General features: G+C 58.3%; 25 protein-coding genes and 1 tRNA gene. 13 read left to right on the forward strand and 13 right to left on the reverse strand.

The features are described from left to right. Nucleotides 1-2 precede the first annotated feature (2 nt). The 7 genes from AC1Z36_RS08005 to AC1Z36_RS08035 form a co-directional block, all read right to left on the reverse strand. Nucleotides 3-578 (reverse strand): dihydrofolate reductase, encoded by a 576-nt coding sequence (locus AC1Z36_RS08005; RefSeq protein WP_483561925.1) that lies wholly within the window; start codon nucleotides 576-578, stop codon nucleotides 3-5. Further along, nucleotides 575-1,384, reverse strand: coding sequence for a thymidylate synthase (locus AC1Z36_RS08010; RefSeq protein ID WP_105657074.1), 810 nt, complete (start codon nucleotides 1,382-1,384; stop codon nucleotides 575-577). Before AC1Z36_RS08010 ends, AC1Z36_RS08005 begins: the two co-directional genes overlap by 4 nt. 109 nt (nucleotides 1,385-1,493) lie before the next feature. Beyond that, nucleotides 1,494-1,823: a GNAT family N-acetyltransferase gene (locus tag AC1Z36_RS08015; protein ID WP_105656880.1), complete on the reverse strand. Its 330-nt coding sequence runs from the start codon at nucleotides 1,821-1,823 to the stop codon at nucleotides 1,494-1,496. A 139-nt stretch (nucleotides 1,824-1,962) separates the two neighbouring features. Then, nucleotides 1,963-2,970, reverse strand: coding sequence for an NUDIX hydrolase (locus tag AC1Z36_RS08020; RefSeq protein ID WP_483561926.1), 1,008 nt, complete (start codon nucleotides 2,968-2,970; stop codon nucleotides 1,963-1,965). Beyond that, nucleotides 2,970-5,186 (reverse strand): RNA degradosome polyphosphate kinase, encoded by a 2,217-nt coding sequence (locus AC1Z36_RS08025; protein WP_105656878.1) that lies wholly within the window; start codon nucleotides 5,184-5,186, stop codon nucleotides 2,970-2,972. Before AC1Z36_RS08025 ends, AC1Z36_RS08020 begins: the two co-directional genes overlap by 1 nt. Nucleotides 5,187-5,270: 84 nt before the next feature. Further along, nucleotides 5,271-6,227: a mycothiol synthase gene (gene mshD / locus AC1Z36_RS08030; protein WP_105656877.1), complete on the reverse strand. Its 957-nt coding sequence runs from the start codon at nucleotides 6,225-6,227 to the stop codon at nucleotides 5,271-5,273. A 52-nt stretch (nucleotides 6,228-6,279) separates the two neighbouring features. Then, nucleotides 6,280-6,948 (reverse strand): winged helix-turn-helix domain-containing protein, encoded by a 669-nt coding sequence (locus tag AC1Z36_RS08035; RefSeq protein ID WP_105656876.1) that lies wholly within the window; start codon nucleotides 6,946-6,948, stop codon nucleotides 6,280-6,282. 198 nt (nucleotides 6,949-7,146) lie between these two features. Between AC1Z36_RS08035 and AC1Z36_RS08040 the strand changes: the two genes are divergently transcribed. The 3 genes from AC1Z36_RS08040 to ygfZ all read left to right on the forward strand — a co-directional run bounded on the left by AC1Z36_RS08040 (nucleotide 7,147) and on the right by ygfZ (nucleotide 9,781). Continuing rightward, entirely contained in the window at nucleotides 7,147-7,815 is a 669-nt protein-coding gene (locus tag AC1Z36_RS08040; protein ID WP_105661542.1) for a hypothetical protein, read from the forward strand. Nucleotides 7,816-8,081: 266 nt separating this feature from the next. Further along, entirely contained in the window at nucleotides 8,082-8,696 is a 615-nt protein-coding gene (locus tag AC1Z36_RS08045) for a heme-binding beta-barrel domain-containing protein (protein WP_105656874.1), read from the forward strand. A 2-nt stretch (nucleotides 8,697-8,698) separates the two neighbouring features. Beyond that, nucleotides 8,699-9,781, forward strand: a complete 1,083-nt coding sequence (gene ygfZ, locus AC1Z36_RS08050) for a CAF17-like 4Fe-4S cluster assembly/insertion protein YgfZ (RefSeq protein WP_105656873.1) — start codon at nucleotides 8,699-8,701, stop codon at nucleotides 9,779-9,781. A 74-nt stretch (nucleotides 9,782-9,855) separates the two neighbouring features. Here the strand turns inward: ygfZ and AC1Z36_RS08055 are convergent, their stop codons facing one another. From AC1Z36_RS08055 to AC1Z36_RS08070, 4 genes are all read right to left on the reverse strand, one after another. After that, on the reverse strand, nucleotides 9,856-10,884 hold the full coding sequence (locus AC1Z36_RS08055) for a 6-phosphofructokinase (RefSeq protein WP_105656872.1): 1,029 nt from the start codon (nucleotides 10,882-10,884) through the stop codon (nucleotides 9,856-9,858). Nucleotides 10,885-11,138: 254 nt separating this feature from the next. Then, nucleotides 11,139-11,381, reverse strand: coding sequence for a PspC domain-containing protein (locus tag AC1Z36_RS08060; RefSeq protein WP_105656871.1), 243 nt, complete (start codon nucleotides 11,379-11,381; stop codon nucleotides 11,139-11,141). A gap of 36 nt (nucleotides 11,382-11,417) precedes the next feature. Beyond that, on the reverse strand, nucleotides 11,418-11,666 hold the full coding sequence (locus tag AC1Z36_RS08065; RefSeq protein ID WP_133833616.1) for a hypothetical protein: 249 nt from the start codon (nucleotides 11,664-11,666) through the stop codon (nucleotides 11,418-11,420). 12 nt (nucleotides 11,667-11,678) lie between these two features. Then, the gene (locus AC1Z36_RS08070; RefSeq protein WP_105656869.1) at nucleotides 11,679-13,001 is read right to left on the reverse strand and encodes a PspC domain-containing protein; all 1,323 of its coding nucleotides are present in this window, start codon (nucleotides 12,999-13,001) and stop codon (nucleotides 11,679-11,681) included. 126 nt (nucleotides 13,002-13,127) lie between these two features. Between AC1Z36_RS08070 and AC1Z36_RS08075 the strand changes: the two genes are divergently transcribed. After that, nucleotides 13,128-14,381, forward strand: a complete 1,254-nt coding sequence (locus AC1Z36_RS08075) for an ATP-binding protein (protein WP_483561928.1) — start codon at nucleotides 13,128-13,130, stop codon at nucleotides 14,379-14,381. 4 nt (nucleotides 14,382-14,385) lie between these two features. Continuing rightward, on the forward strand, nucleotides 14,386-15,054 hold the full coding sequence (locus AC1Z36_RS08080) for a LuxR C-terminal-related transcriptional regulator (RefSeq protein WP_105656867.1): 669 nt from the start codon (nucleotides 14,386-14,388) through the stop codon (nucleotides 15,052-15,054). A gap of 75 nt (nucleotides 15,055-15,129) precedes the next feature. Here the strand turns inward: AC1Z36_RS08080 and AC1Z36_RS08085 are convergent, their stop codons facing one another. Next, nucleotides 15,130-16,329 (reverse strand): pyridoxal phosphate-dependent aminotransferase, encoded by a 1,200-nt coding sequence (locus tag AC1Z36_RS08085; RefSeq protein ID WP_105661541.1) that lies wholly within the window; start codon nucleotides 16,327-16,329, stop codon nucleotides 15,130-15,132. 268 nt (nucleotides 16,330-16,597) lie between these two features. Here AC1Z36_RS08085 and AC1Z36_RS08090 point away from each other — a divergent pair. From AC1Z36_RS08090 to AC1Z36_RS08125, 8 genes are all read left to right on the forward strand, one after another. After that, a tRNA-Trp gene (locus AC1Z36_RS08090) sits at nucleotides 16,598-16,670 on the forward strand. A gap of 114 nt (nucleotides 16,671-16,784) precedes the next feature. Then, entirely contained in the window at nucleotides 16,785-17,033 is a 249-nt protein-coding gene (secE, locus tag AC1Z36_RS08095) for a preprotein translocase subunit SecE (protein WP_038992215.1), read from the forward strand. Nucleotides 17,034-17,105: 72 nt separating this feature from the next. Next, nucleotides 17,106-17,933 carry a transcription termination/antitermination protein NusG gene (nusG, locus tag AC1Z36_RS08100; RefSeq protein WP_181148851.1) on the forward strand — a complete coding sequence of 276 codons (828 nt, stop codon included), beginning with the start codon at nucleotides 17,106-17,108 and terminating at the stop codon, nucleotides 17,931-17,933. 130 nt (nucleotides 17,934-18,063) lie between these two features. Continuing rightward, nucleotides 18,064-18,495: a 50S ribosomal protein L11 gene (gene rplK, locus AC1Z36_RS08105; protein ID WP_105657674.1), complete on the forward strand. Its 432-nt coding sequence runs from the start codon at nucleotides 18,064-18,066 to the stop codon at nucleotides 18,493-18,495. 135 nt (nucleotides 18,496-18,630) lie between these two features. Further along, the gene (rplA, locus tag AC1Z36_RS08110) at nucleotides 18,631-19,335 is read left to right on the forward strand and encodes a 50S ribosomal protein L1 (RefSeq protein WP_105661540.1); all 705 of its coding nucleotides are present in this window, start codon (nucleotides 18,631-18,633) and stop codon (nucleotides 19,333-19,335) included. Nucleotides 19,336-19,892: 557 nt separating this feature from the next. Beyond that, complete coding sequence (rplJ, locus tag AC1Z36_RS08115; RefSeq protein WP_105657672.1) at nucleotides 19,893-20,414, forward strand: 50S ribosomal protein L10; 522 nt, start codon at nucleotides 19,893-19,895, stop codon at nucleotides 20,412-20,414. A 73-nt stretch (nucleotides 20,415-20,487) separates the two neighbouring features. Then, complete coding sequence (rplL, locus tag AC1Z36_RS08120; protein ID WP_105657671.1) at nucleotides 20,488-20,862, forward strand: 50S ribosomal protein L7/L12; 375 nt, start codon at nucleotides 20,488-20,490, stop codon at nucleotides 20,860-20,862. A 147-nt stretch (nucleotides 20,863-21,009) separates the two neighbouring features. After that, nucleotides 21,010-22,179, forward strand: coding sequence for an acyltransferase family protein (locus tag AC1Z36_RS08125; protein WP_105657670.1), 1,170 nt, complete (start codon nucleotides 21,010-21,012; stop codon nucleotides 22,177-22,179). Here AC1Z36_RS08125 and AC1Z36_RS08130 read toward each other — a convergent pair. Further along, nucleotides 22,133-22,630, reverse strand: coding sequence for an aminoacyl-tRNA deacylase (locus tag AC1Z36_RS08130; protein ID WP_105657669.1), 498 nt, complete (start codon nucleotides 22,628-22,630; stop codon nucleotides 22,133-22,135). The two genes, AC1Z36_RS08125 and AC1Z36_RS08130, sit on opposite strands and share 47 nt — an antisense overlap. Nucleotides 22,631-23,112 lie beyond the last annotated feature (482 nt).

The raw sequence follows: 23,112 nt of genomic DNA on the forward strand, positions 1-23,112 counted from the left end.
TTCTAATCCTTTTGGCGAAGCCAGGTTTCAAAGCGGTAGCGGGTACCGGTGGAGGAAGTGTGCCAGTGGGCATCTTCCGAATCTAGGGACGGATCGGATGCGCCCAGAGCGAAGCCAGCGGTGAGCTTCGGTGCGGAGGTATCTCCAGCAGGGGAGGCATCGAGCTTGGTAATCACCGCGACGTCCAGCAGCGCCAGTGCCTGGGCATAGACCTTTCCGCCGCCAATGATCCATACTTCTTCGCCGCCGGCGCTGCGCTGTGCCAACGCGATGGCTTCTTCCAAGCTGGAGACGGGGAGTGCGCCATCCTTGCGCAGCTGCGCGTGGGCATCAGCCTGCGTGGTCAGCACGATGTTGGTGCGTCCTGGCAATGGACGGAACTTCGCCGGGAAGGAATTCCATGTGGCACGACCCATGATCACTGGATGGCCAGCGGTCGTGCGCTTGAAATGGGCCAGGTCCTCGGGAACGTGCCATGGCATGGCGCCGTCAGCGCCAATAATGCCGTTCTCGGCTTGGGCCCAAATGGCGCCAACCAGCGGTTCAACGTCGTGTGCGTGGCGAGGCTTGGGAGTCATACCGCTACGGCTCCCTTGATCGTCGGGTGGTGCTGGTAGTCGTTGATGCTGAAATCTTCCAGCGTGTAGTCGAAGATCGACTCGGGCTTGGAATTGAAGCTGAGCGTCGGGTATGGGTAAGGATCGCGGGAGAGCTGCTCCTTGACCTGTTCCAAGTGGTTGGTGTAGATATGCACGTCGCCACCAGTCCAGATGAACTCGCCTGGCTCCAGATCGAGCTGGTGGGCAAGCATGCGCGTGAGCAGTGCGTAGGAAGCGATGTTGAACGGTACGCCCAGGAACATGTCTGCACTGCGCTGGTAGAGCTGGCAGGAGAGCTTGCCCTCGGCCACGTAGAACTGGAAGAACACGTGGCATGGAGGCAACGCCATATTCTGGATCTCTGCGACATTCCACGCCGAGACGATGTGGCGGCGGGAGTCCGGATTGTTCCGCAGCGAGTCGACCAGCTGGGAGATCTGGTCAATGTGGCCGCCATCGGGAGTTGGCCAGCTGCGCCACTGGACACCATAGACCGGTCCGAGTTCGCCGGCTTCGTCAGCCCATTCATTCCAGATGCGCACGCCCTGGTCCTGCAGCCACTTCACATTGGATTCGCCGCGCAGGAACCACAAGAGTTCTGCTGCCACGGATTTGAAGTGCACGCGTTTGGTGGTGACCAGCGGGAAAGAATCCTTCAGATCGAAGCGGATCTGGCGGCCGAATACCGACAGCGTTCCAGTTCCGGTGCGGTCTTCCTTGGAGGCGCCGTTCTCCAGCACGTCTCGAAGCAGATCTTCATAAGGGGTTGCGATTGGAGTCGTCATCTTACCTGTCGTGCTGGTGGTCGGCGCTGGCATATTCACACGTCCCAGTTTAGATCAAACGGAAAGCTCCTGGAACTAAGCGCATTGATGATGCTGCTCGCACTCGTGCCTAGCTCGCAGCCACCATGTCGTTATACTCCGGGTAGCGGCGCAGGTAGTCCTGGACGTAGCTGCACTCCGGAATGATCTTCAGCCCCTTGTCGCGGAACTTGTCCAGAACCAAGGTCACCAGCGCGCGAGCGTATCCGCGACGGCCGAATTCCTCATTGACTATGGTGTGCTGGATGGTGGCGATGCCATCTTCTTCGTAGTAGCCGAGGAAACCGACAAAAGTGGAACCGTGCCACAGCGAATAGCGGCCGCGGCTGGCATCGTGATCCAAACGCAGTCCATGGTGCACAATCTTCTCGACTGGCTGGTTCGGTTGCTGGGCAGTCATGGCATTACCTCATTCTTGGCTGTGACGTGTCTCCTATTCATAGTCTTATCCCTAATCGGAGGCAGATGCAACGGCTGGTGCCACGCCCTGAGAGAACACTGAAGCCCGGCATGCAATGCCGGGCTTCAGCCGCATCAGGCTAATCGTGGTACGGCGTATGAATCTCAAAGGAGACAATTCGCGGGCTGCCGGATTGGACCTGCTGCGCAACGATCAGGGACCCCGGTTCCAAATAGGGATCCTGGTCCGGCAGGGCCATGGCCAGTTCGTCAGTGGAGTTCTGGGCAAGAACCTCCAACACGAAGGGCAGCACCGGGCGATGGGTGCAAATCACCTGGGAACGGTACTTGTCGAAGAGTTTTTGCACGGCCTTGCGTGCCCGCTCCGGATTGCGTGTCGCCGCATGTTCGGTCAGGGCTTTAATGCTCTTGAGCTTCAAGGCGTGCAAGGCGGCATAGGGAGTGATCGTCTGGACGCACCGCATCCACGGGGAAGAGGCCACGTGCATCGGCTTCCATGCTTCGAGCATCCGGGAAACTGCCTGCGCCTGGCGTCGCCCCGTCGCCGCCAGCGGGCGGTCTCCTTCGGCACGAGTCCAGTTGCCACGAGGCTTGGCCTTGGCATGGCGGACAATGAGCACCGGGTGCGTATCGAGCACGCCGGCTTCATAGGCCAGGACCAGATCGGACAGCGGCTGGTTGTCCGTGGCAATGGACAGCATTTTGGCAGCCTTCTTGGGACTGGTCCAAAGAGCCTCGTCGCATTCCGCGCCATCAGGCTCAATTACCGTCTGCGCATCGGTCTTGGCTGCCCAATAGTAGACAACCTTGGTTTTCTGGCCCACGGAGTAGGCGGTGGCTGAAAGCGGGATGCCCAAGGTGATGCGCAACCCGATTTCCTCGCGGACCTCGCGCAGCGCACACTCGGCGATGGATTCACCCTGATACAGTTTGCCCTTGGGCCAGGACCAGTCATCGTACTTTGGGCGGTGGATCAGGAGAACTTGGAGTTTGCCGTCCTTCACGCGCCAGGGGATTGCCCCGGCGGCCACGATGTCGTATTCGCCAAGGCGGATTTCCTCGGCATCTGCAGAACGGATGATGTCACGAGCCCTGGTGCGGGTATCGCGCAGCTCTGGTTCGGTCACTAGCTATTACGTCCACTGTTTCGTCGGCGGGCATGTTCTTCAACTAACCAGAATTGGACGTCCGAGAGCGCCTTGCCATCCTCGTCCTGGTAATGGCGAATCCAGTCGCCATCGGAGTTCAGGTGCCACGAAGCGGTTTTGTCGTCCATGTAGCGGGCCAGCAGGGTGATCATGCGATCAATGTCCTCCTGGTTGCGCAGCGAGACCAGGGCTTCCACGCGACGATCCAGGTTGCGGTGCATCATGTCGGCGGAGCCGATGTACACCAGTGGATCTCCGCCGTTTTCAAACATGAACACGCGGCTGTGCTCAAGGAACCGGCCCAAGATGGAACGTACTTCGATGTTCTCGCTCAGTCCCGGCACTCCCGGGCGCAGGGCGCAGATGCCGCGAACGATGACTTCCACCTTGACCCTTGCCTGGCTGGCCCGGTACAGCGCATCGATGATGGCTTCATCCACGATGGAATTGACCTTGATGACGACCTTTGCCGGCTTGCCGGCCGCGGCGTTGACTATCTCCTTCTCGATATGCGCCAGCAAGCCGGTGCGTACCGAGCGCGGAGCAACCAGCAGGCGGTTGTAGGTCGAGCGCGGGGCGTAGCCCGAAAGCTGGTTGAACAGCTTGGAGATATCCTCGCCAACTTCGTCGTCGCAGGTGAGCAGGCCGAAGTCTTCGTAATACCGCGCGGTGCGCGGGTGGTAGTTGCCGGTGCCGATGTGGCAATAGCGGCGCAGCTTGTCGCCTTCGCGGCGAACCACCAAGGAGAGCTTGGAGTGGGTTTTCAGGCCCACGATGCCGTAGACCACGTGCACGCCCGCCTGTTCCAGCTTGCGCGCCCAAGAGATGTTGGCCTGCTCGTCGAAGCGGGCCTTGATTTCTACCAGGGCCAGAACCTGCTTGCCAGCTTCGGCCGCATCAATCAGCGCATCGACGATGGGCGAGTCGCCGCTGGTGCGGTACAGGGTCTGCTTGATGGCCATGACCTTCGGATCAGCTGCGGCCTGTTCCAGGAAGGCCTGCACGCTGGTGGAGAAGGAATCATAGGGATGGTGAAGCAGGATGTCGCGGCGCCGAACGGCCGCGAACACATTGGCGGCTTTGGCAGTTTCTGACTCGTTCAGGTAGTTCGAGGTATGGCCAACATGCTTGGTGTAGTGAAGCTCTGAACGGTCCAGCGACGCGATAACGCCCAAACCGCGCAGGTCCAATGGGGTGGGAAGCTTGAAAACCTCGTCCTCTTCAACACCGAGCTCGCGGGTGAGCAGCTCCATGATTTCAGGGTTGATGTCATTGGCGACTTCCAGGCGAACGGGAGGACCGAAGCGGCGGCGCAGCAATTCCTTCTCCAGCGCCTGCAGCAGGTTCTCTGCATCGTCCTCTTCAACTTCCAGGTCCTCGTTGCGGGTGACACGGAAGAAGTGGTGCTCGACGATTTCCATCCCCGGGAACAACAGCTCCAAGTGCACCGCAATAAGTGCTTCGAGCGGGATGAACCGGGCCGTACGCAACGAAGAGTGCGCCGCGCGGGTGCCGTCGATGCTGATCAGGCGGGCGATGGTGTCTGGCACCTTCAAGCGGGCAAATAGTTCCTTGCCGGTCAGCGGGTTGCGGACCACCACAGCCAGATTCAGCGACAGCCCGGAGATGTACGGGAATGGGTGAGCAGGGTCAACCGCCAGCGGAGTGAGTACCGGGAATACCTGGGAAACGAACCACTTGGAAAGCAGGTCACGCTCGGATGCCGAGAGGTCTTCCCAGGTGGTGATGCGGATACCCTGCTCGGCCAAATCGGGGTATACCGAGTCGGCGAAGACTTTGGCATGGCGGGTCTGCAGCGCGTGGGCCGAGGATAGCAGCAACTCCAACTGGTCTACCGGGTTCATTCCGTTAGCCGCCGGCACCGCCAGTCCAGCGTGGATGCGGCGCTTCAGCCCGGCAACGCGAACCATGAAGAACTCATCAAGGTTCGAGGCGAAGATGGACAGGAAGTTCACCCGTTCAAGCAAGGGCAGATCGGTGTCTTCGGCCAGCTCCAGAACGCGGGCGTTGAAATGCAGCCAGCTGAGCTCACGGTCAAGGAAACGCTCATTTTTGAATCCGCCATCGGGATGCAGATCCGGTAGCGAATCTGCTGGCTCTATACGATCTTCATTGACCTTCGAGGAAGGAACATCACGTAGCTGAGTACCAGTTTCCTTGGGGTAGCTATTCATCGGCTGAACTCACTTCTTTCCTGCAAGTGGACGCTAAAGACACCGCTGGCGGCAGTCCCGATAAATCAGGGACTGCCGGTACCCCTAGTCTATCTTCTGCGGACCGTACATAATGTCCGCATCCCAAAGTGTGAAGCCCAGCGAGCGGTAGAGCTTAACTGCAGCTTCATTATCGGCATCCACGTACAAGATCACCGCATCGACGCCCAGTTCCAGCAGGTAGTTGATGCCGGTGGTGGTCAAAGAACGGCCCAGGCCTAGTCCCTGCGCCTCGGGAACGACACCGACAACGTAAACCTCGCCGGTGGGGCGGACCGCGTCTGCGGTAGCAGGGTGGATCTTGGTCCAGTGGTAGGCGAGCAGATTCTCCTCCGCGTCAAAGGCCAGGAAGAAGCCGGATGGGTCGAACCAATCCTCGGACATGCGCGCTTCGAGGTCATTGAGGGTTAGCGAACCTTGCTCGGGATGATGCACGAAGGACTTGGCGTTAGCCTCCAGCCATTGCGGCTCGTCCTCGCCAACACGGAAGGTGCGGACCGTAATCCGGCGATCAATCGCAGGCTCTTCTAGGTAATCGGTGCCTTCGCGGCGCATCCGGAACAGCTCGCGTACGCGGTCCAGGCCCACACCTGCGGCCAGCTTCTTGGCTGCATCGTGGTCGCCGTGCGCCCACGCCTGGATCGTCGAGAGATCCAGCAGCTCACCGAGCTCGCCCAGCAGGGCCCGGCCAATGCCAGCGCGGCGATGCTCGGGGTGGACTACCAGTTCCAGCACCCAAGGCTGATCCGGGGATTCCCGAACCGCGATGGCAACGCCGGCCAACGTCGACTCCGCGCCTTCGCCGGCTTCAGCCAGCAGGGCAAGCAGATTCTGGCTAGGCTCATCGGCTGCCAATGCCACCAGGGTCTGGTCGCTCAACGGCGGGTTGCCATCGGCTTTCTGCGCATCGAGGGCTAGCTGGCGCACGTCGGATAGCGCCCGTTCATCAAGCTCACCGGGGACGTGCTGGATGGAAACAGTGTTCTGTGGCAGTTCGCTCATGCATTTCACGATAGTCGTAAAATGTGCGAAGTGGGTAGGAGTTATCTGAAAGTTATGATTCGGTGTGGAAGCGGTAGCCGACGTTGCGCACCGTTCCGATGAGCTGTTCATGATCGGTGCCGAGTTTCGCGCGCAAACGTCGCACATGCACGTCTACGGTACGGGTGCCTCCGTAGTAGTCGTATCCCCACACTTCATGCAGCAGCTGTTCGCGGGTGAAGACTCGGCCGGGGAACTGTGCCAGGTACTTGAGCAGTTCGAACTCTTTGTATGTCAGGTCCAGCATGCGGTTATCGATACGGGCGGTGTAGCTCAACTCATCGATGCGCAGGCCCGAAGTGCTTTCAGCGGCCACCGGTGCGGGGGCGGGAACCGTGGCTCCGGAGAGCATCAGGCGGATGCGTGCATCAAGCTCGGCAGGGATGGCGGAAGGCAACAGGAAATCAGTCGCAAACCAATCCGAGTTCAAAATGCCCAGTGCGCCTTCGCTGACAACCAGCAGCAAGGGCAGATTCAAATTGGCGTGCAATAACTGCGCCAGGGAGCGCGCCGGAATGAGATCTGTACGGGCATCGAGGATGACCGCGTCGCACTCAGGGATTTGGCTCAGCGACTCCGTTGTTGCAGGGAAGAAAGAAATCTCGTGCAATAACAGTTCGAGTGCCGGAAGAACTTCAGCGGCATTTTCGGCATGATTACTTAATAGCAGTAGGTGAGCCAATCGGTCTTCCTCCTGCCAGATAGTTGCGAAAAAATCACTTTCACGTGTCACAGTATAAGGAATGAATCAGTTGAAGCACGCATGTGAACACGCAAGTGCGGACACATTACCGTCAGGAATCAGAATTTGAGAATCAAGGTTTTATTCAGTGGACTCGTTGCAGCGGCACTGCTTGTCGTTGTTGCAAGTCTGGATTCGATGAGCTGGCTGATGGGTGTGCTCACCGCGGTCTTGCAGCTGATTTTCGCCTATACCTGGCCGCGAATGGTCCGCTCCGATGCGCCATGGCCGATCACCATCATCTTGGCGTTGTGCTCTTTGGCGGCTACGGCTTCGACCATGTTCATGCCAGGCGGGTCGGTGATGTCACATAGTGTCGAAGCAATCGCCGTTGGCGTGCTTCTGGTATTTATCAGCCAGGTATTGCGCGGGGCAGAAGCCGAAGGCCGGCTGGCCGGTGTGGTTTCTGGCGTGACCGGCATAGTCCTGGGCGTGCTGGGTTCCGCCTGGGCCGCTAGTGCTTATGTGCCCTACGGCTTTGGGCTGGCCGTCACAACCGTGGTCGCTCTGCTTGGGGCTGGTGCGGTTGCCGTTACCCGCCTGCCAAACCGGATGACCATGATTCTGGCGCCTGTGGTCGCTGCCGCATTGGGCGCGGCCTCCAGCGCGCTGCCAATCGATATGCTCTGGTACCAAGGGGCGACCCTGGGACTGCTGACCGGCTTGCTGGTGGGTTCATTACGGGCATTGGCCTTGGTCAGCCGCAGCGTACGAAACATGAGTGGAATCCTTGGCCTTGCCTGCGCCATCTTGCTGATGAGCGGTGCGGTCAGCTGGTACGCGATGGAAGTGCTGGCTTTCATTTAGCGGTGAGCGGTTCAAATATGATGCTAGCTGCGTCACGCGTGTCGAAGTTCTCCTGCCTCCCGCGCTAAGATGAAGCCATGAATGAAAATTACCTTGCAATCGAAATTTTCTTCCAGGCACTTGTAGTGATCGCCGGTCTCGGAATGGCTGGGTTCGCAGGCTTGGTAGTGAAGCGCCTCTTCCAGGGCCAGAAGTAGAAACAGCGCACACAACAACGTGTGCGCTGTTTTCATTTCATCACTAACTGACTTAGGAGCGAGTAGTCCATGGCTTTTGACCTACCTACGGACCTCACCCCGGAACTTGTACCTTTCGCATGGCTCATCGGCACCTGGGAAGGTGCTGGCCGTCTTGGCGAAGGCGAAGCCGAGGACGAGTTTTTCTGGCAGCAAGTCACCTTCCGTGACGTTGGCGGGCCGTACCTTGAATACCGCAGTGAAGCCTGGCTGACCGAAGCCGATGGCACGAAGCTGCGGATCCTAGCCGTTGAAACCGGCTTCTGGTCCTTGGACCGTGAACAGCAGGAAGCCGATGCCGGTCCTGGCATGGAGCCCGGTGACATCTTCCCGGTACTGCGTTCGGCCGACGATGTGCAGAAGCTGCATACCGAAGACGGCTTCAAGATCCAGGCGCAAATTGTCCGACCAGACGGCATCTCAGAGTTGTATTACGGCCTGATTAATGGACCACGCATTCAGCTGGCCACCGAGAGCTTGCTGCGCAGCAAGAACGCCCAAGCTTACGCGTCCTCAACCCGGATCTACGGTCTGGTCAATGGCGAGCTGTTCTGGCGCTGGGATGTTTCCAAGGGCAATATGGATCTTCAAGCGCACGCCTCGGCGGCGCTCAAGCGTGTCACCTTGGAAGGCACGGTGCACTAATCATGGCCACTGAATACCGTTCGGTCCTGCTGGACCGTGCTGCTGCAGTGGAAGCTGGCGGCGTAGATGCCGGCGTCGCAGCCCACTACGGCGCTCCTACCCGCGAAGCTCGCAAACTCGCTGAGGGCCAGGCAATTGCCGATCTGAGCCACTTCGATGTCGTGGAGATCCGCGGCGAAGACCGCCAGAGTTGGCTCGATACGCTCAGCAGCCAGCGCATTTCCAGCCTGAAGCCAGGAGACAGCACCCAGACGCTGCTGCTTTCGGTTCAAGGACGCATTGAGCACGAAATGAAGGTGCTGGCCACCGCAGATCGCTTGCTGCTGATCGTTGAACCTGGTGCCGGAGCAGCGTTGGCGCAGTTCCTGAACTCAATGCGCTTCATGCTGCGCGTTGAGGTCAATGATCTTTCCGAGAGCTATGGCGTATTGGCGGCTACCCGCAAGATTGGCACTGCCGGGAGCCTGGTCTGGGAGAACCCATGGCCCGGAATCACCGACGGTGGTTGGGCCTATTCCCGTGAGGATCACCCGGGCAAGGAACGTCCGTGGTTCTTGCATATCGTGGAGTTGGAGCAGCTTGCCGTCGCAGTAGCTGACGAAGAGCTGTCAGGCATGATGGCTGTCGAGGCCTTGCGTATCGCCGCGTGGGAGCCGCGCTTCGGTGCCGAGATAGACGACAAGACCATTCCCCACGAGTTGGATTGGCTGCGTACCGCGGTGCACATGGACAAGGGCTGCTATAAAGGCCAGGAAACAATTGCCCGGGTGCACAACATCGGCCACCCGCCTCGTCGCATGGTTTTCTTGGACCTCGACGGTTCCATGCACACGCTGCCTGCCACCGGCGCCGAAGTGAAGCTGGGGGAGCGCACGGTTGGCCGGATCACTTCCGCGACTTTGCACTATGAAGCCGGGCCAATCGCCTTGGCCGTGGTCAAGCGCAACGTTGACCCGGAAGCGGTTCTGTCCGTGGTGGACGCCGAAACGAGCTACCCGGCAACGCAGGAAGTCATTGTGGCGACCGACGCCGGCCAGGTCGCTGGGCGCTTTACCGGGTTCCTGAGAACCCCGCCGCAAGGCTAAAGGCCAAAGAGAAGGGTGTGGGTTGGAATGCTGTGAACAGCATTCCAACCCACGCCCTTGGTGTATCTCCAGGCCTAGCCGAAGAGCACGGCGGCCTCTTCGTAGCGTTCCATGGGGACACGCTTGAGGTTGTTCAGTGCGGCACGCAGCGGTACGCGCAGCACCTTGGTGCCGTGCAACGCCACCATGGTGCCCCACGCCTCGGCATGGATGGAATCCACCGCAGCCATTCCCAAACGGGTGGCCAGGACACGGTCAAAAGCGGTGGGGACGCCGCCGCGCTGAATATGTCCCAGCACGGTTGCACGCGTTTCGATGCCGGTACGTTCCTCAATGACCGGGGCGAGCATCTCCCCGATGCCGCCAAGGCGGGCGCGTCCGAAGGAATCGAGACCACGTACCGAGAACGCTTCTTCCATGCCTTCTGGCACAAAGCCTTCGGCCACAACCACCAACGGGGCGCGTCCGCGCTCATGGGCTTCGTTCACCCACTGGCAGATCTGCTCCATGGTGGTGGAAACCTCCGGGATGAGCACCGCGTGCGCACCGGATGCCATCCCCGCGTGCAGTGCAATCCAGCCTACGTGGCGGCCCATTACCTCGGCCACCATGCAGCGGTGGTGGGAATCGCCGGTGGTGCGCAGGCGGTCAATGGCTTCGACCGCAATCTGGTTAGCGGTATCGAAACCGAAGGTGTAATCCGTGGCGTCCAAGTCATTATCGATGGTCTTGGGAACGCCAACGATAGGAAGGCCGGCTTCGCATAGGCGCTGGGCGCCAGCTAAGGTGCCTTCCCCGCCGATGGCAATCAGCGCATCGATGCTATTGGATTTGAGAACCTTGGAAATGTTCTCCGCGCCACCAAGTTCCCCTTCAAACGCATTGGTGCGTGAGGTGCCCAAAATGGTGCCGCCTTGCTTGGCGATGCCACGCACAGCGGTTCGCGGAAGGTCGAAGAAGTCGCCTTCCTTGACGCCGCGCCAGCCGTCGCGGAAACCGACGAATTCGTCGTCGTAGCTTTTGATGCCATTCAGTACCGCACCGCGGATGACGGCGTTCAGACCGGGGCAGTCGCCGCCTGAGGTCATGATTCCAATGCGCATTGGCCCTCGCTTAGTAATGGGAAAGCCTTGTGCGACAGCTGGAGCGTGCAGGCCCCGTGATAACGCTGTAACAGCAAAGAGTTCCATTCGGATTTCAGTCAATATCCGCGCGCCATTGAGCATCTACTCTGCGTGCCATTGTACGTGCTTAAAGCCACTAGGGCGAGTCTCATGTCACGGAAGTGCACGAGCCTCGCCCTAGCCGGATAGCGATGTCAAGCATCGTTCCCGAGCAGGCCAGCCGGGAACGGTATTTAGAATTTGCGAAGCCAGTTCTGCAAGATGATGGTGTTGTCCTGCGCTGGGATCAGGATCCACGCCAGGATATATGCGGCAACACCCATTACCGGAAGCAAGAACGAAAGCAGTAGGGCGATACGCACCAAGGTGACATCCCACCCGAACTTGTCGGCGATGCCCCCGGCGACGCCACCGGCCAATCGGCCTGGCCCGCGACGAAGCGGCATGGAACGAAGCGAGTTGAAGAATGCGTCCATCAGAGAACTCCTAATTGTTAGAAAAGCTTGGAGGGCTTAGAGATTGGGGTCGGTGGGAACCGGTGGTTCGGCTTCGGATTTGCGGGCCTTGCCGGCCGATGCCAATCCGGAGAAGATCATGGCTACGCCGGCCAAGGCGACGATGGCGATGAAGAACAGCGGCATGTCAAAGCTCCACTGCAAGACCAGACGGCTGAGCGATGCCAGGGCGACAACGATCAGAATCAGGCCGAAGACCAAGGTTCCGGTAGGGAATTTCCTAGCGGGAGTAGAAGAAGTATTCATGGGGCTCAGTCCTTAGAAATCCGTGTTGCTGGGGTTCAGGATGCTGGGATCATCCACGGTCGTGGAGAACGAGGAAAAAACTCCGTCTACTTCAATGGTCAGCATTGGTGCATTTCCCGGCAAGGACCGCCGGTCCTGCGGCAGTTCCATATCCATTCCGGAAAGGAATGCGCCGTCGGTCTCGATCTTCACCGGAACATTCTCCGGCAGCAGCAGATCCATTCTGGAGAAGACCGAATCGATCTCCACCGTGGTGGGTTTGGTGATACTGCCCAGATGGGTCAGGTCAACCGTTGAGCTGCTGAAAACAGCGCTGTATTGGCTGTCGCTGCCGGTAGCCGATCGAACGAACCCGCGGGCAGATTCCTCGAAAGACGTAGCAGAGAAGATCACCGTCAGGACCAGCAATGGAATGGCCAAACCCAACAGGCCTCCACTGGTTCGCCCGGAGAGGGCCGCTAAGACAATGGTGATGCCAACAAGCAACAGGCCGCAAGCCAAAGCCACGGTCCAGCCCGAACCAGGCAAGGCCACGATATCCAGGTAGTCGGCCAGCATGACCACGGCGACCACCAGCACGGTAACGCCGAAGACGGTGGTGCCAAGCCAACCCGGAATCGGGCGGCTGATCGGCTTGCGATTCGCCTTGGCACTGTAGGCCTTCGTATATGCGGGATCCGGCGAATAGCTATTTTCGTATTGGCCCGCTGGGCCAGAATCACCTGAATTCATGGGGTGCTCCTTCATCGGCGCATCCGGGTAGTTCGTCCCGAACCCGCTAGCTACGCTCGCATTGAAACTCTGGGTGCCGTCCTCACGCCAAGGATGCTCCAACGCGGTGCTCTTCTCGGCAGCCCTTGGCGAGGCAGCAGAGCTGTCACCGGTCGCTGCCGGATTGCGAGCTTGGTCCGGACGCGCAAACCGGGTGTTCTTCCTGCTGAAGATAATGAATGCGATAGCCGCAACAATAGCCAGGGGCCACAGGACCGGTGCCAGCGAATCCAAGAACCAGGGAGCAGGGAAGATGCCCAGCGCTAAGATGATCACCGCGCCAGTCATGCCGCTGGTCCAGTTCCGGTTCACGGCACTTTCCAGATGCATTTTGCCTCCCGCATCAGGAAGCAACGCCCAAGCCAGTCCATAGAGCACCATGCCCAAGCCGCCTAGGACACCGAGCACCACGAAGATGCCGCGGATCAGCACTACATCGACCTTGAAATAATCGGCGATACCAGTTGCAACGCCACCGAGCCACTGCGAGTCCTGGCGAGTGATCGGTGATTTGCGCAGCTGGTCGTAAAAGCCGCGACGACGTTGAGAGCCTTCGTTGTTCATAGTCCAATGTTCTCGTGTGGCAGGGGTCCCGCGCTATGAGGGGATACCCTGAACTTCCCCTAGGGGTGCCCCTAGATCCGGTGATCAACCGGGAAGAAACGACAAGAACGTGCTTGACTTAGAACTATGGAAAGTCCTGAACGGCGTTTGATGGTGCGCAGCGAGAACCGGCTAATCGCCGGCGTCTGCGGCGGCCTCGCGGAGCACCTCGGCATCCCGCTGGGGTACGTGCGTATTGGGTTCCTGGGATTGTCCGCACTGGGCGGCATCGGCATTCTGCTCTACGCGTGGCTTTGGGTATTCGTCCCGAGCGCCGAAGAGGCGCACGCTGACGAGCTTCGCTCCTGGGGCACCAGATCACGCAGCATTGCTGAAGAAATGAACCGGGTGCAGCAAGGCATCTTCCGTCCACGCGAAGGTTGGGAAAGGAACTCCACCTGGCGTGACACGCTGATCGGTGCGGGCCTGCTGGCGCTCGCCGTCATGGCTTATGGACAGTGGACCGGCTGGAATATCCGCTGGGATCTGATCTGGCCTACCTTGGGCGTGATTGCCGGTATTGTGCTGGCTTGGATCCAGTTCGATGAAGGTATCACCGAGCACAAGAAGCGCCCGTCATTGCCTTTCCTGCTGCGCCTGGCTTTTGGCCTGGTCCTGGTCATCGGCGGTCTGCTGGCCCTGCTGGGCAATACTGTCGGAGCCGCAGACCTGCTCGGCGGCTTGTGGGCGGCCTTGGCGATCATTGTCGGCGCACTCGTGGTCTTGCTTCCCTGGGGTACTCGGCTGTGGCGCGATTTCATCGCTGAACGGAGCTCGCGCCAGGCGGCGGCCCAACGTGCAGAGTTCGCGGCCCACCTGCACGACTCGGTCTTGCAGACCTTGGCAGTGATTCAAAAACGCAGTGAAGACCCAGCGGCGGTGAGAACCTTGGCACGTGTCCAAGAGCGTGAACTGCGCCAATGGCTGTACGGCAACCATGACCTTGATGATGAAGATGTAATCGTTGAGATCCAGCACGAGGCAAGCCACATCGAACAGCTGCTACTGCGTGATGTAGAAGTCATATCCGTAGGCAATGCTCAGGGCTTTGCCGGGCAGCAGGCACTGGTGGCCGCTAGCCGCGAGGCGATGATGAACGCAGCGAAGCATGCCGAGGGCAAGATTTCGGTATTCATCGAATGCTCGGCCGAACAAGTAGAAGTGTATGTGCGTGACCGCGGCACCGGTTTCGAAGTAGATGGAATACCGGCGGACCGGCACGGCGTCAGGGAATCAATCATTGGCCGCATGGAACGCGCAGGCGGCATGGCGCATATCCGGAGCGGTGAATCCGGAACTGAGGTGCAGCTGAGCATGCCACTGAACATGGAGGAAGAATAGAAACATGAACGCTGAGAACACCACCGAGAACTACCGTGTAGTGCTGGTGGATGACCACGCCATCTTCCGTTCCGGTTTACGTGCCGATTTGGCCCAGGACATCCAGATTGTCGGGGAAGCTGGCACCGTGGAGGGAGCCATCGAGGTGATCACCGAACAGCAACCGGATGTGGTGCTCCTGGATGTGCACCTGCCCGGTGGCCGCGGCGGGGGCGGGGCCGAAGTGCTCAAGGGGTGCACCGGGCTGCTGGGATCCACGCGTTTCCTGGCATTGAGCGTTTCCGACGCAGCACAGGACGTAGTGACGGTCATCCGTTCCGGTGCTCGCGGGTATGTCACCAAGAGCATTTCCGGGGCCGAAATTTCCGATGCAGTACGTCGCGTGGCCGGGGGAGATGCCGTGTTCTCGCCACGCTTGGCCGGGTTCGTCCTGGACGCCTTTGGCAGCAGCGGTCCGGTGGCAGAAATCGATGAGGAGCTGGATTTGCTCTCTGACCGCGAATTGCAAGTCATGCGTTTGATTGCCCGGGGATATAGCTATAAGGAAGTAGCCAAGGAACTGTTCATCTCGGTAAAGACCGTGGAATCGCATGTGTCCAATGTGCTGCGCAAGCTCCAGCTATCCAACCGCCACGAACTTACCCGTTGGGCTGTGGACCGCAAGATCCTCTAAACGGCACTGCGGCAAAAGCACAGAAGCCGGGCAGTCCATCATGGACTGCCCGGCTTCTTTGGCGGCGCTGTTTTTCTACTTGGCTTCGCCCAGCAGCTTGGCCATCCGTGCGACGCCTTCTTCGAGGTCAGCATCACCCAGTGCATATGACATGCGGATATAGCCGGAAGGGCCGAATGCTTCACCTGGAACGACGGCAACTTCTGCCTGTTCCAGGATGAAAGCAGCAAGTTCTGCACTGGTGTTGTTCACTACGCCGCGGATTTCGCGACCCAGCAGGCCTCGAACATCCGAATACGCGTAGAACGCGCCTTCCGGAGTAGGGCAGTGCAGGCCGTCAATCGCGTTCAGTGATTCGACGATGGCCAAGCGGCGACGGTTGAAGGCAACCTTCATGTCGTTCACGGCATCCAGCGGTCCGGCAACAGCAGCCAGGGCGGCTCGCTGCGATACGTTGGAAACGTTCGAGGTGGCGTGGGACTGCAGGTTGGTGGCGGCCTTGATGACATCCAGCGGACCTGCCATCCAACCCACGCGCCAGCCGGTCATTGCGTAGGTCTTTGCCACGCCGTTGAGGATGACAACTCGGTCTTCGAGCTCTGGGACCAAGGTCGCGATGGAGCTGAAAGTTGCATCGCCGTAGGTCAAGTGCTCGTAGATCTCATCGGTAACAACCCACAGCCCCTTGGAAGCAGCCCACTGGCCGATCTCGCGGACCTGCTCCGGGGTGTATACGGCACCGGTGGGGTTCGAAGGAGAAACGAACAGCAGCACCTTGGTGCGTTCGGTCAGTACGGATTCGAGCTGTTCGACGGTAACCTTGTAGCCCTGCTCCGGGCCGGCAAAGACCGATACGGCCTTGCCTCCGGCGAGCTGGATGGCTTCGGGATAGGTGGTCCAGTACGGAGCCGGAACGATGACCTCGTCACCTGGATCAAGCAGGGTTGCGAAGGTGTTGTACACCGCCTGCTTGCCGCCATTGGTGACCAGAACCTGGTTGGCCTTGAGCTCGTAGCCCGAATCGCGCATGGTTTTGGCGGCGATTGCTTCGCGCAGCTCGGGAAGGCCGGCTGCAGGGGAGTAGCGGTGGTTCTTTGGATCCTGGGCCGCCTTGACTGCTGCTTCGACAATGTAGCCAGGGGTTGGGAAGTCGGGTTCACCGGCACCGAAACCGATTACTGGTCGACCTGCTGCTTTAAGAGCCTTCGCCTTGGCATCTACTGCGAGAGTCGCGGATTCGGAAATTGCGCCGATGCGGCGAGAAATGCGAGACATTGGGGATTCGTCCTGAAGTCTATGGGGACAGCTGTTACACCTCAGTTTAGTTCGCAACCTTGCACTTCAGCATCACAATTTTGAAAATGACATAATAAGGTGCGCAACGGGGCGCGGGAATGCGTTCTGCGCCACACCGGAGGTTGTCAGTTCGACATTTCCGATTTCGTTGCGTAAAGTTATTTCTCGTTGCCGAGACATCGCAACGGACGAAGCTGAATGTTTTATCCGCTAAGATGTTCTAGGTGGGAGCGGTAAAAAGCTCCGAAGGGTAGTGGCGCAATTGGTAGCGCAGCGGTCTCCAAAACCGCAGGTTGCAGGTTCGAGTCCTGTCTGCCCTGCGCAATAGCGATTTATCGCTTAGCGAATTATCTCATCACGGTGTGTTGCAGTCGAATAGACTATGGCACACCGTGATTGTTTCAACTGGCCAAATTTTTGAAACGAGGAAGAACATGACCGAATCTGCTCTCAGCTCCGGTAAGGGTGGACAGAAGTTGGGTTTCTTTGCCCGGATCTTCTTGTTTTTCCGCCAGGTAATCGCAGAACTTAAGAAGGTAGTCACCCCGACCCGCAGTGAACTAGTGAATTATTTCCTGGTTGTTGTCGGTTTCGTGGTCGTGGTGATGCTGATCGTGACGGCCCTGGACTTCGTCTTTGGGCAGGGTTCGATCCTCCTGTTCACCAACAAGGTCGAACAGTAATTTTGTTGCCTCGGAGGTATGATTACCCCGAGGCAATTTAGTGTCATTCAGTCAAAGAAAGCAGGAGCTGCAGTGTCCGACAAGGAACTCGAACCGCAGATTAATGACGAGGTCGAAAACGAGTTCGTTGAAGCCGCCGGCGATCAGGTTGAGCCAGCTGTAGAAGCTGACGTCGACCCAACCGAAGCACCAGCACAGGACGCTGAAGACGCTCAGGTAATCGAAGGCGCAGCTGAAGAAGCTGAAGGCGAAGACAACGAAGCTGAAGAAGCCGAGGGCGAAGACAACGTAGCCAAGCTCAAGGAAGAATTCCGCGCTAAGCTCCGTCGTCTTCCAGGTGACTGGTTTGTCATTCACACCTACGCTGGTTACGAAAACCGCGTGAAGGTCAATCTTGAGACCCGTATCCAGACCCAGGACATGGATGAGTTCATCTTCGATATCCAGGTTCCAATGGAAGAGGTCGTCGAGGTCAAGAACACTCAGCGCAAGATCGTTCGCCGCGTGCGCATCCCGGGCTATGTCCTGGTCCGCATGGAGCTGACTGACGCGTCGTGGGGTGTTGTTCGACACACTCCAGGTGTCACTGGATTCGTTGGCAACGCCCACGATCCAAACCCACTGAGCCTTGACGAAGTGTTCTCCATGCTTGAGCACACCATCGTTGATCCAGTAGAGCAGCCATCGGCGTCCAAGCCAGGCCGTGCTCCAATTACTGAGGTCACCGTGGACTTCGAAGTCGGCGAATCGGTTATCGTCAATGACGGACCGTTCGAAACGATGCCCGCAACCATCTCGGAGATCAAGCTGGATGCCGCACAGCTGGTCGTACTGGTTTCGATCTTCGAACGTGAAACCCCAGTGACCCTGAACTTCAACCAGGTCACCAAGATCCAGTAGTATTAAGTCTTCGTGCCCCGCATCGGTCGCTTATCGATGCGAGGGTACGCTTGGCTGTCGCGCCACGATAGCCAGATCCCCGTGCCACGCTCCTGTGCCACGGGAAACGCAAGAGTAAGAAGGACCCGACATGGCCCCAAAGAAAAAGGTCACCGGACTCATCAAGCTGCAGATCCAGGCAGGTGCTGCTAACCCAGCTCCTCCAATCGGTCCAGCCCTTGGTCAGCACGGCGTCAACATCATGGAATTCTGCAAGGCTTACAACGCAGCGACCGAGTCGCAGCGCGGTAACGTTGTTCCAGTTGAGATCACCGTATACGAAGACCGTTCGTTCACTTTCATCACCAAGACTCCTCCTGCAGCTGAGCTGATCAAGAAGGCAGCTGGCATTGCAAAGGGTTCGGGTGTTCCGCACACCGACAAGGTTGCTAACCTGACCCAGGCTCAGGTTGAGGAAATCGCCACCACCAAGATGGCTGACCTGAACGCAAATGACCTGGCTGCTGCAGCCAAGATCATCGCCGGCACCGCCCGCTCCATGGGCGTGACCGTAGAAGGCTAATCCCGCCTTCCGCTGTTCACACGCTGGATAGCACTCAAGAATTCAATCTAAGGCGAAACGGTCATCCGATCGATTCGCCCGTGGCAGGACCCCGCGCGGTCCATATGACCACGACTGCATAAGGAGAAAACGCAGATGGCAAAGCGCAGCAAAGCATACGTAGCCGCCGCGGCTAAGATCGATGCCGACAACAACGTCTACGCTCCAGCCGAGGCAATTGCCCTGGCTAAGGAGACCGCAGGCGATAAGACCAACTCGACCGTTGAGGTTGCTTTCCGCCTGGGTGTTGACCCACGTAAGGCTGACCAGATGGTTCGCGGTACCGTAAACCTTCCACACGGCACCGGCAAGACCGCCCGCGTGGTTGTTTTCGCTAACGGTGACAAGGCAGAAGCAGCTCGCGAAGCTGGCGCCGACTTCGTTGGCTCGGACGACCTGATCGAAAAGATCCAGGGCGGCTGGACCGACTTCGACGCAGCAGTTGCAACCCCTGACCTGATGGGCAAGGTTGGCCGCTTGGGTAAGGTACTGGGTCCTCGTAACCTGATGCCAAACCCTAAGACCGGCACCGTGACCATGGATGTGGCCAAGGCTGTAACCGACATCAAGGGCGGCAAGATCGACTTCCGCGTCGACAAGCACTCGAACCTGCACTTCATCATTGGCAAGGTTTCGTTCGACGCAAAGCAGCTGACCGAGAACTACGCAGCAGCTCTGGAAGAGGTTATGCGCCTGAAGCCTTCGGCTTCGAAGGGTCGCTACATCTCGAAGGCAACCATCGCTACCACCTTCGGTCCAGGTATTCCTGTTGACGCGAACGTAACCCGCGTTGAGGCCTAAGTCTAGTAGCTAACTAGCTTGAGGGAGCATGCCGATAATCGGCATGCTCCCTTCCTTTTTAAGCGAGGAATCTGCGCGATGGCCACGGCTGCTGGAAAGCGTATTCATGTTTCGTACCAGCCTGTAGCCGATGATAAGCTTTGACTACCGAGTATCTCGGTCATCCGCGTATGGATCCCCCAAGGCCCTACGCGGATGAGATACGAAAGTTTCCCCAAAACTTTTGTATCGGCGGGACTTACTACTAGCGTTCCCCAAGCGTTGGTAAATGAGTCCCGCCATTCTAATTTAATTCCCCTAGTGACCAGGATCATGAGATTGGCTCCGGCTTCGATTTGCTGTGGGCTGGAGTGCTCCTATAAACTAGAAATACCGAAGACCGTCGGTCGAGCATTTGGTTTCCAACTGCTCCTAAAGATCCGCAAGGATGACCAACGCAGGTTACATAGATTTTTTGACTTTGAATAAGTTGAAACGCCCTGTGCTCCTGCGCGGGGCTATTTTTATGGCCTCGCCGGTTTTGAAACGGTACCGAACAAATCCCCGGAAGGAGTGTTATGGCAACCCCAAGCAAGACTGCAGCGATTGAAGAAATCACCGCGGAATTCAATGATTCGTCGGCGGCTGTCTTGACCGAATACCGTGGGCTTACCGTTGCACAGCTCAAGGATCTGCGCCGCTCGCTTGGTCAGGAGACCAAGTACGCAGTCGTAAAGAACACCTTGACCGCAATCGCAGCGAAGAACGCTGGCATCGATGCTTTCGATGAACAGCTTTCTGGTCCAACCGCAATCGCCTTCATTAAGGGCGATGCAGTTGCTGCCGCTAAGAGCCTCACGGAATTCGCCAAGACTAACGAAAAGCTGGTCATCAAGACCGGTTGGTTCGAAGGTAAGGCACTGGACCAGAGCGGCATCGCTGCTTTGGCTGCGCTGGAATCCCGCGAAACTCAGCTCGCCCGCGTTGCGGCAGTGCTGCTGGCTCCAGCTTCCGCTGCTGCCCGCGCTGTCGAAGCTCTGCGTGCAAAGCTCGACGAGAACGGTGGCGAAGCTGCCGAGGAAGCTCCGGCAGAAGCCTAAGCTTTCGAGTTCTCTCGCAACGTAAACCCAAATTCATCGGCCCTCAAGGCCAAAAACCGAAAGGACGCCCACCATGGCGAAGCTCAGCAACGAAGAGCTGCTTTCCGCATTCAAGGAAATGACCATCATCGAACTGTCCGAGTTCGTTAAGGAATTCGAAGAGACCTTCGACGTAACCGCTGCTGCTGTTGCAGTTGCTGGTCCAGCTGCAGGCGGCGAAGCTGCTGCTGAAGAGCAGACCGAATTCGACGTAGTCCTCGAGTCGGCCGGCGACAAGAAGATCGCAGTTATCAAGGAAGTTCGCGCACTGACTTCCCTGGGCCTGAAGGAAGCTAAGGAGCTCGTTGACGCTGCTCCAAAGGCTCTGCTTGAGGGTGTTGCAAAGGACGCTGCCGAGAAGGCTAAGGAAGCTCTGGAAGCTGCCGGCGCTACCGTCACCGTTAAGTAAGTACAGCGGTCACTCGCAACTTATTGCCAAAGGTCCACAGACGAAAGTCTGTGGGCCTTTGGTCGTTAAGCTGGGAAGTCCATAGCAATTGTTTTATAACGTTTCTATTAACAGCGTTTATTCAAGTTCATTGTTTACAGTGAAAATGTGTCAAAAACCGTAGCTACCCAGAACCAGAAACCAGCACCGCGGCTAGGGCTCCTAGACGCATTGAGGATTACAGCTGCGCTAATTGTCGTCCTGTACCACTACACCGCATGGGGACATGATCACTGGGGGAGGCAGGCCGCAGAGTTCTGGCCAGTACTCTCCGAATTCACCCGTTACGGACAGCTGGGTGTACAGCTATTCTTCCTCATCTCGGGCTTCGTTATCCTGATGTCCCTCCAGGGAAAGAACGTCATTGGTTTCATCGGCTCGCGTGTGGGCCGCCTCTACCCGGCCTACTGGCTCGCGGTACTCGCAGCAACAGTACTCTCGCTTGGGATCTGGCCTTCCGGCAACGAGGGACGCTCGGCCAGTGATATTCTGCCCAACCTGAGCATGATGCAGGCTGGATTCGGCGTCACCGATATGGACGGTGTCTATTGGACACTTTGGGTCGAGTTGCGTTTCTACGTGTTGCTCGCAGCGCTCTTGTCCATGGGCTTCGTGAAGAACAAGCACATCCTCTTGCTCTCTGCCATTTGGCCCGCTCTGGGCCTGTATCTGCATTTCACAAGCTTGGACAAGCTGCAGGAATGGATTGCCGGGCAGTATGCGGCCCTGTTCGCAGCCGGCATGGTGCTCTTCTTGATCTATCAAAGCGGCCACAGCATTCTGCGGTGGTCCATGGTCGCAGGCAATACTGCCATCGCCGCATTTTTCACCGGCATCAAGGGGCGCAGTGACGCGGACTTGCTCTCCGGGATGGATATCCCGGCCTGGCATTTCCAGCTGCTGACCGTCCTGTGCGTAGCTCTGCTGGCGGTGTGCACCCTGACTCCGCTCAAGAACGTCCAGGGCAAATGGCTGGCTGTGGCCGGTTCATTGACTTACCCGCTGTACCTCGTGCACCAGTTGTGGGGTTGGTGGCTAATCAACCAGCTGCACGGTTTCGTGAACAAGTACGTGCTGCTGGCCGGTTTGCTGGTGCTGATGCTAGGAATTGCCTACCTGGTGGCACGCTTCGTCGAGCAGCCGCTTGGTCTGCCGCTGCGCAACGCGACGATCAAGGGATTGACCGAGTCGCAGGCCTGGGCCAAGAAGGCATTGGCTAAGCCAGGGCTGGTTATTCCGGAGTCGAAATATCAGCAATCGTGGCATCAAATCCGCTAACCAAATCCTTGGCGCGAACCAGCAGTCCATGGGCTCGGTCCCCGCTGCCCAGTCCTATCTGTTCCGATACGGGCTCTTCGAAGACGCTGGCATCGATGTAGACAGGCAGTACCGTGTGCGAGCCAAAAGGCGTAATGGTTCCGCTCTCGTAGTGCGTGACATCCCAAGCGATATCTGAAGATGGCAGGGAGAGCTTATTGACGCCCATGACTCCGCGCAGCTTCGCCCAGTCCAGTTTCCGCCCGCCGGGGATCAGCGCGAAGACAAAGGTGCCGTCTGTGCGTTTGATAACCAGCGTCTTGAGCAAGGCCGAGGCCGAGATTCCCAAGGCGTCCGCAGCCTCTTCCAGCGAGCGGACCTTGTCGCGCGGCACAATCTCGATTGGGATGTTCCGGCGCGAGGCGTCCAGGGTAACTCGGGTCAGTGCTTCATCTGACTGCAGCTTATTCACTTCGTCTCCTAACCGTGGATGTTTGCTCGATCATAGCTAGTGGCGAAAGAAGAAGCCACCGGACACACGAGGTCGCAAAGGCTTATATCTGCTGGGGGAGCGTGTAGCTTCAAGCCTCCCCGATACCCGGAAAAAAATCTCCAAGAACGTTCGCCATGCGGCTGAAGCGGAGAAAAATTGGGGTTTCTGATGCCTGCTGAGGAGAATGTGACAGAAAGCATAACGTTGCCTGATGCCCGGAATCCGGAGACTGCGTTCAGCGGGCCAAGACCTTTGGCAATTCGCAAGAATCCGCGAAAACAAGGGTATCAGTTGGGAAAATGCATGCACTTTTCGGTGCGCGGTACGACCGGGTTGCGCGCTGGCGCGGTGCTTGGAAACCTGAGTGGCAGCCCGCGCGAAAGTGGGGGCGAAAACTATAGCACGAATTTCTGCACCGAGTATCGACAACCGGATTTTCCTCCGGTAGAGTAGAAATTTGC

It is taken from the genome of Glutamicibacter sp. BS14 (assembly GCF_056934375.1).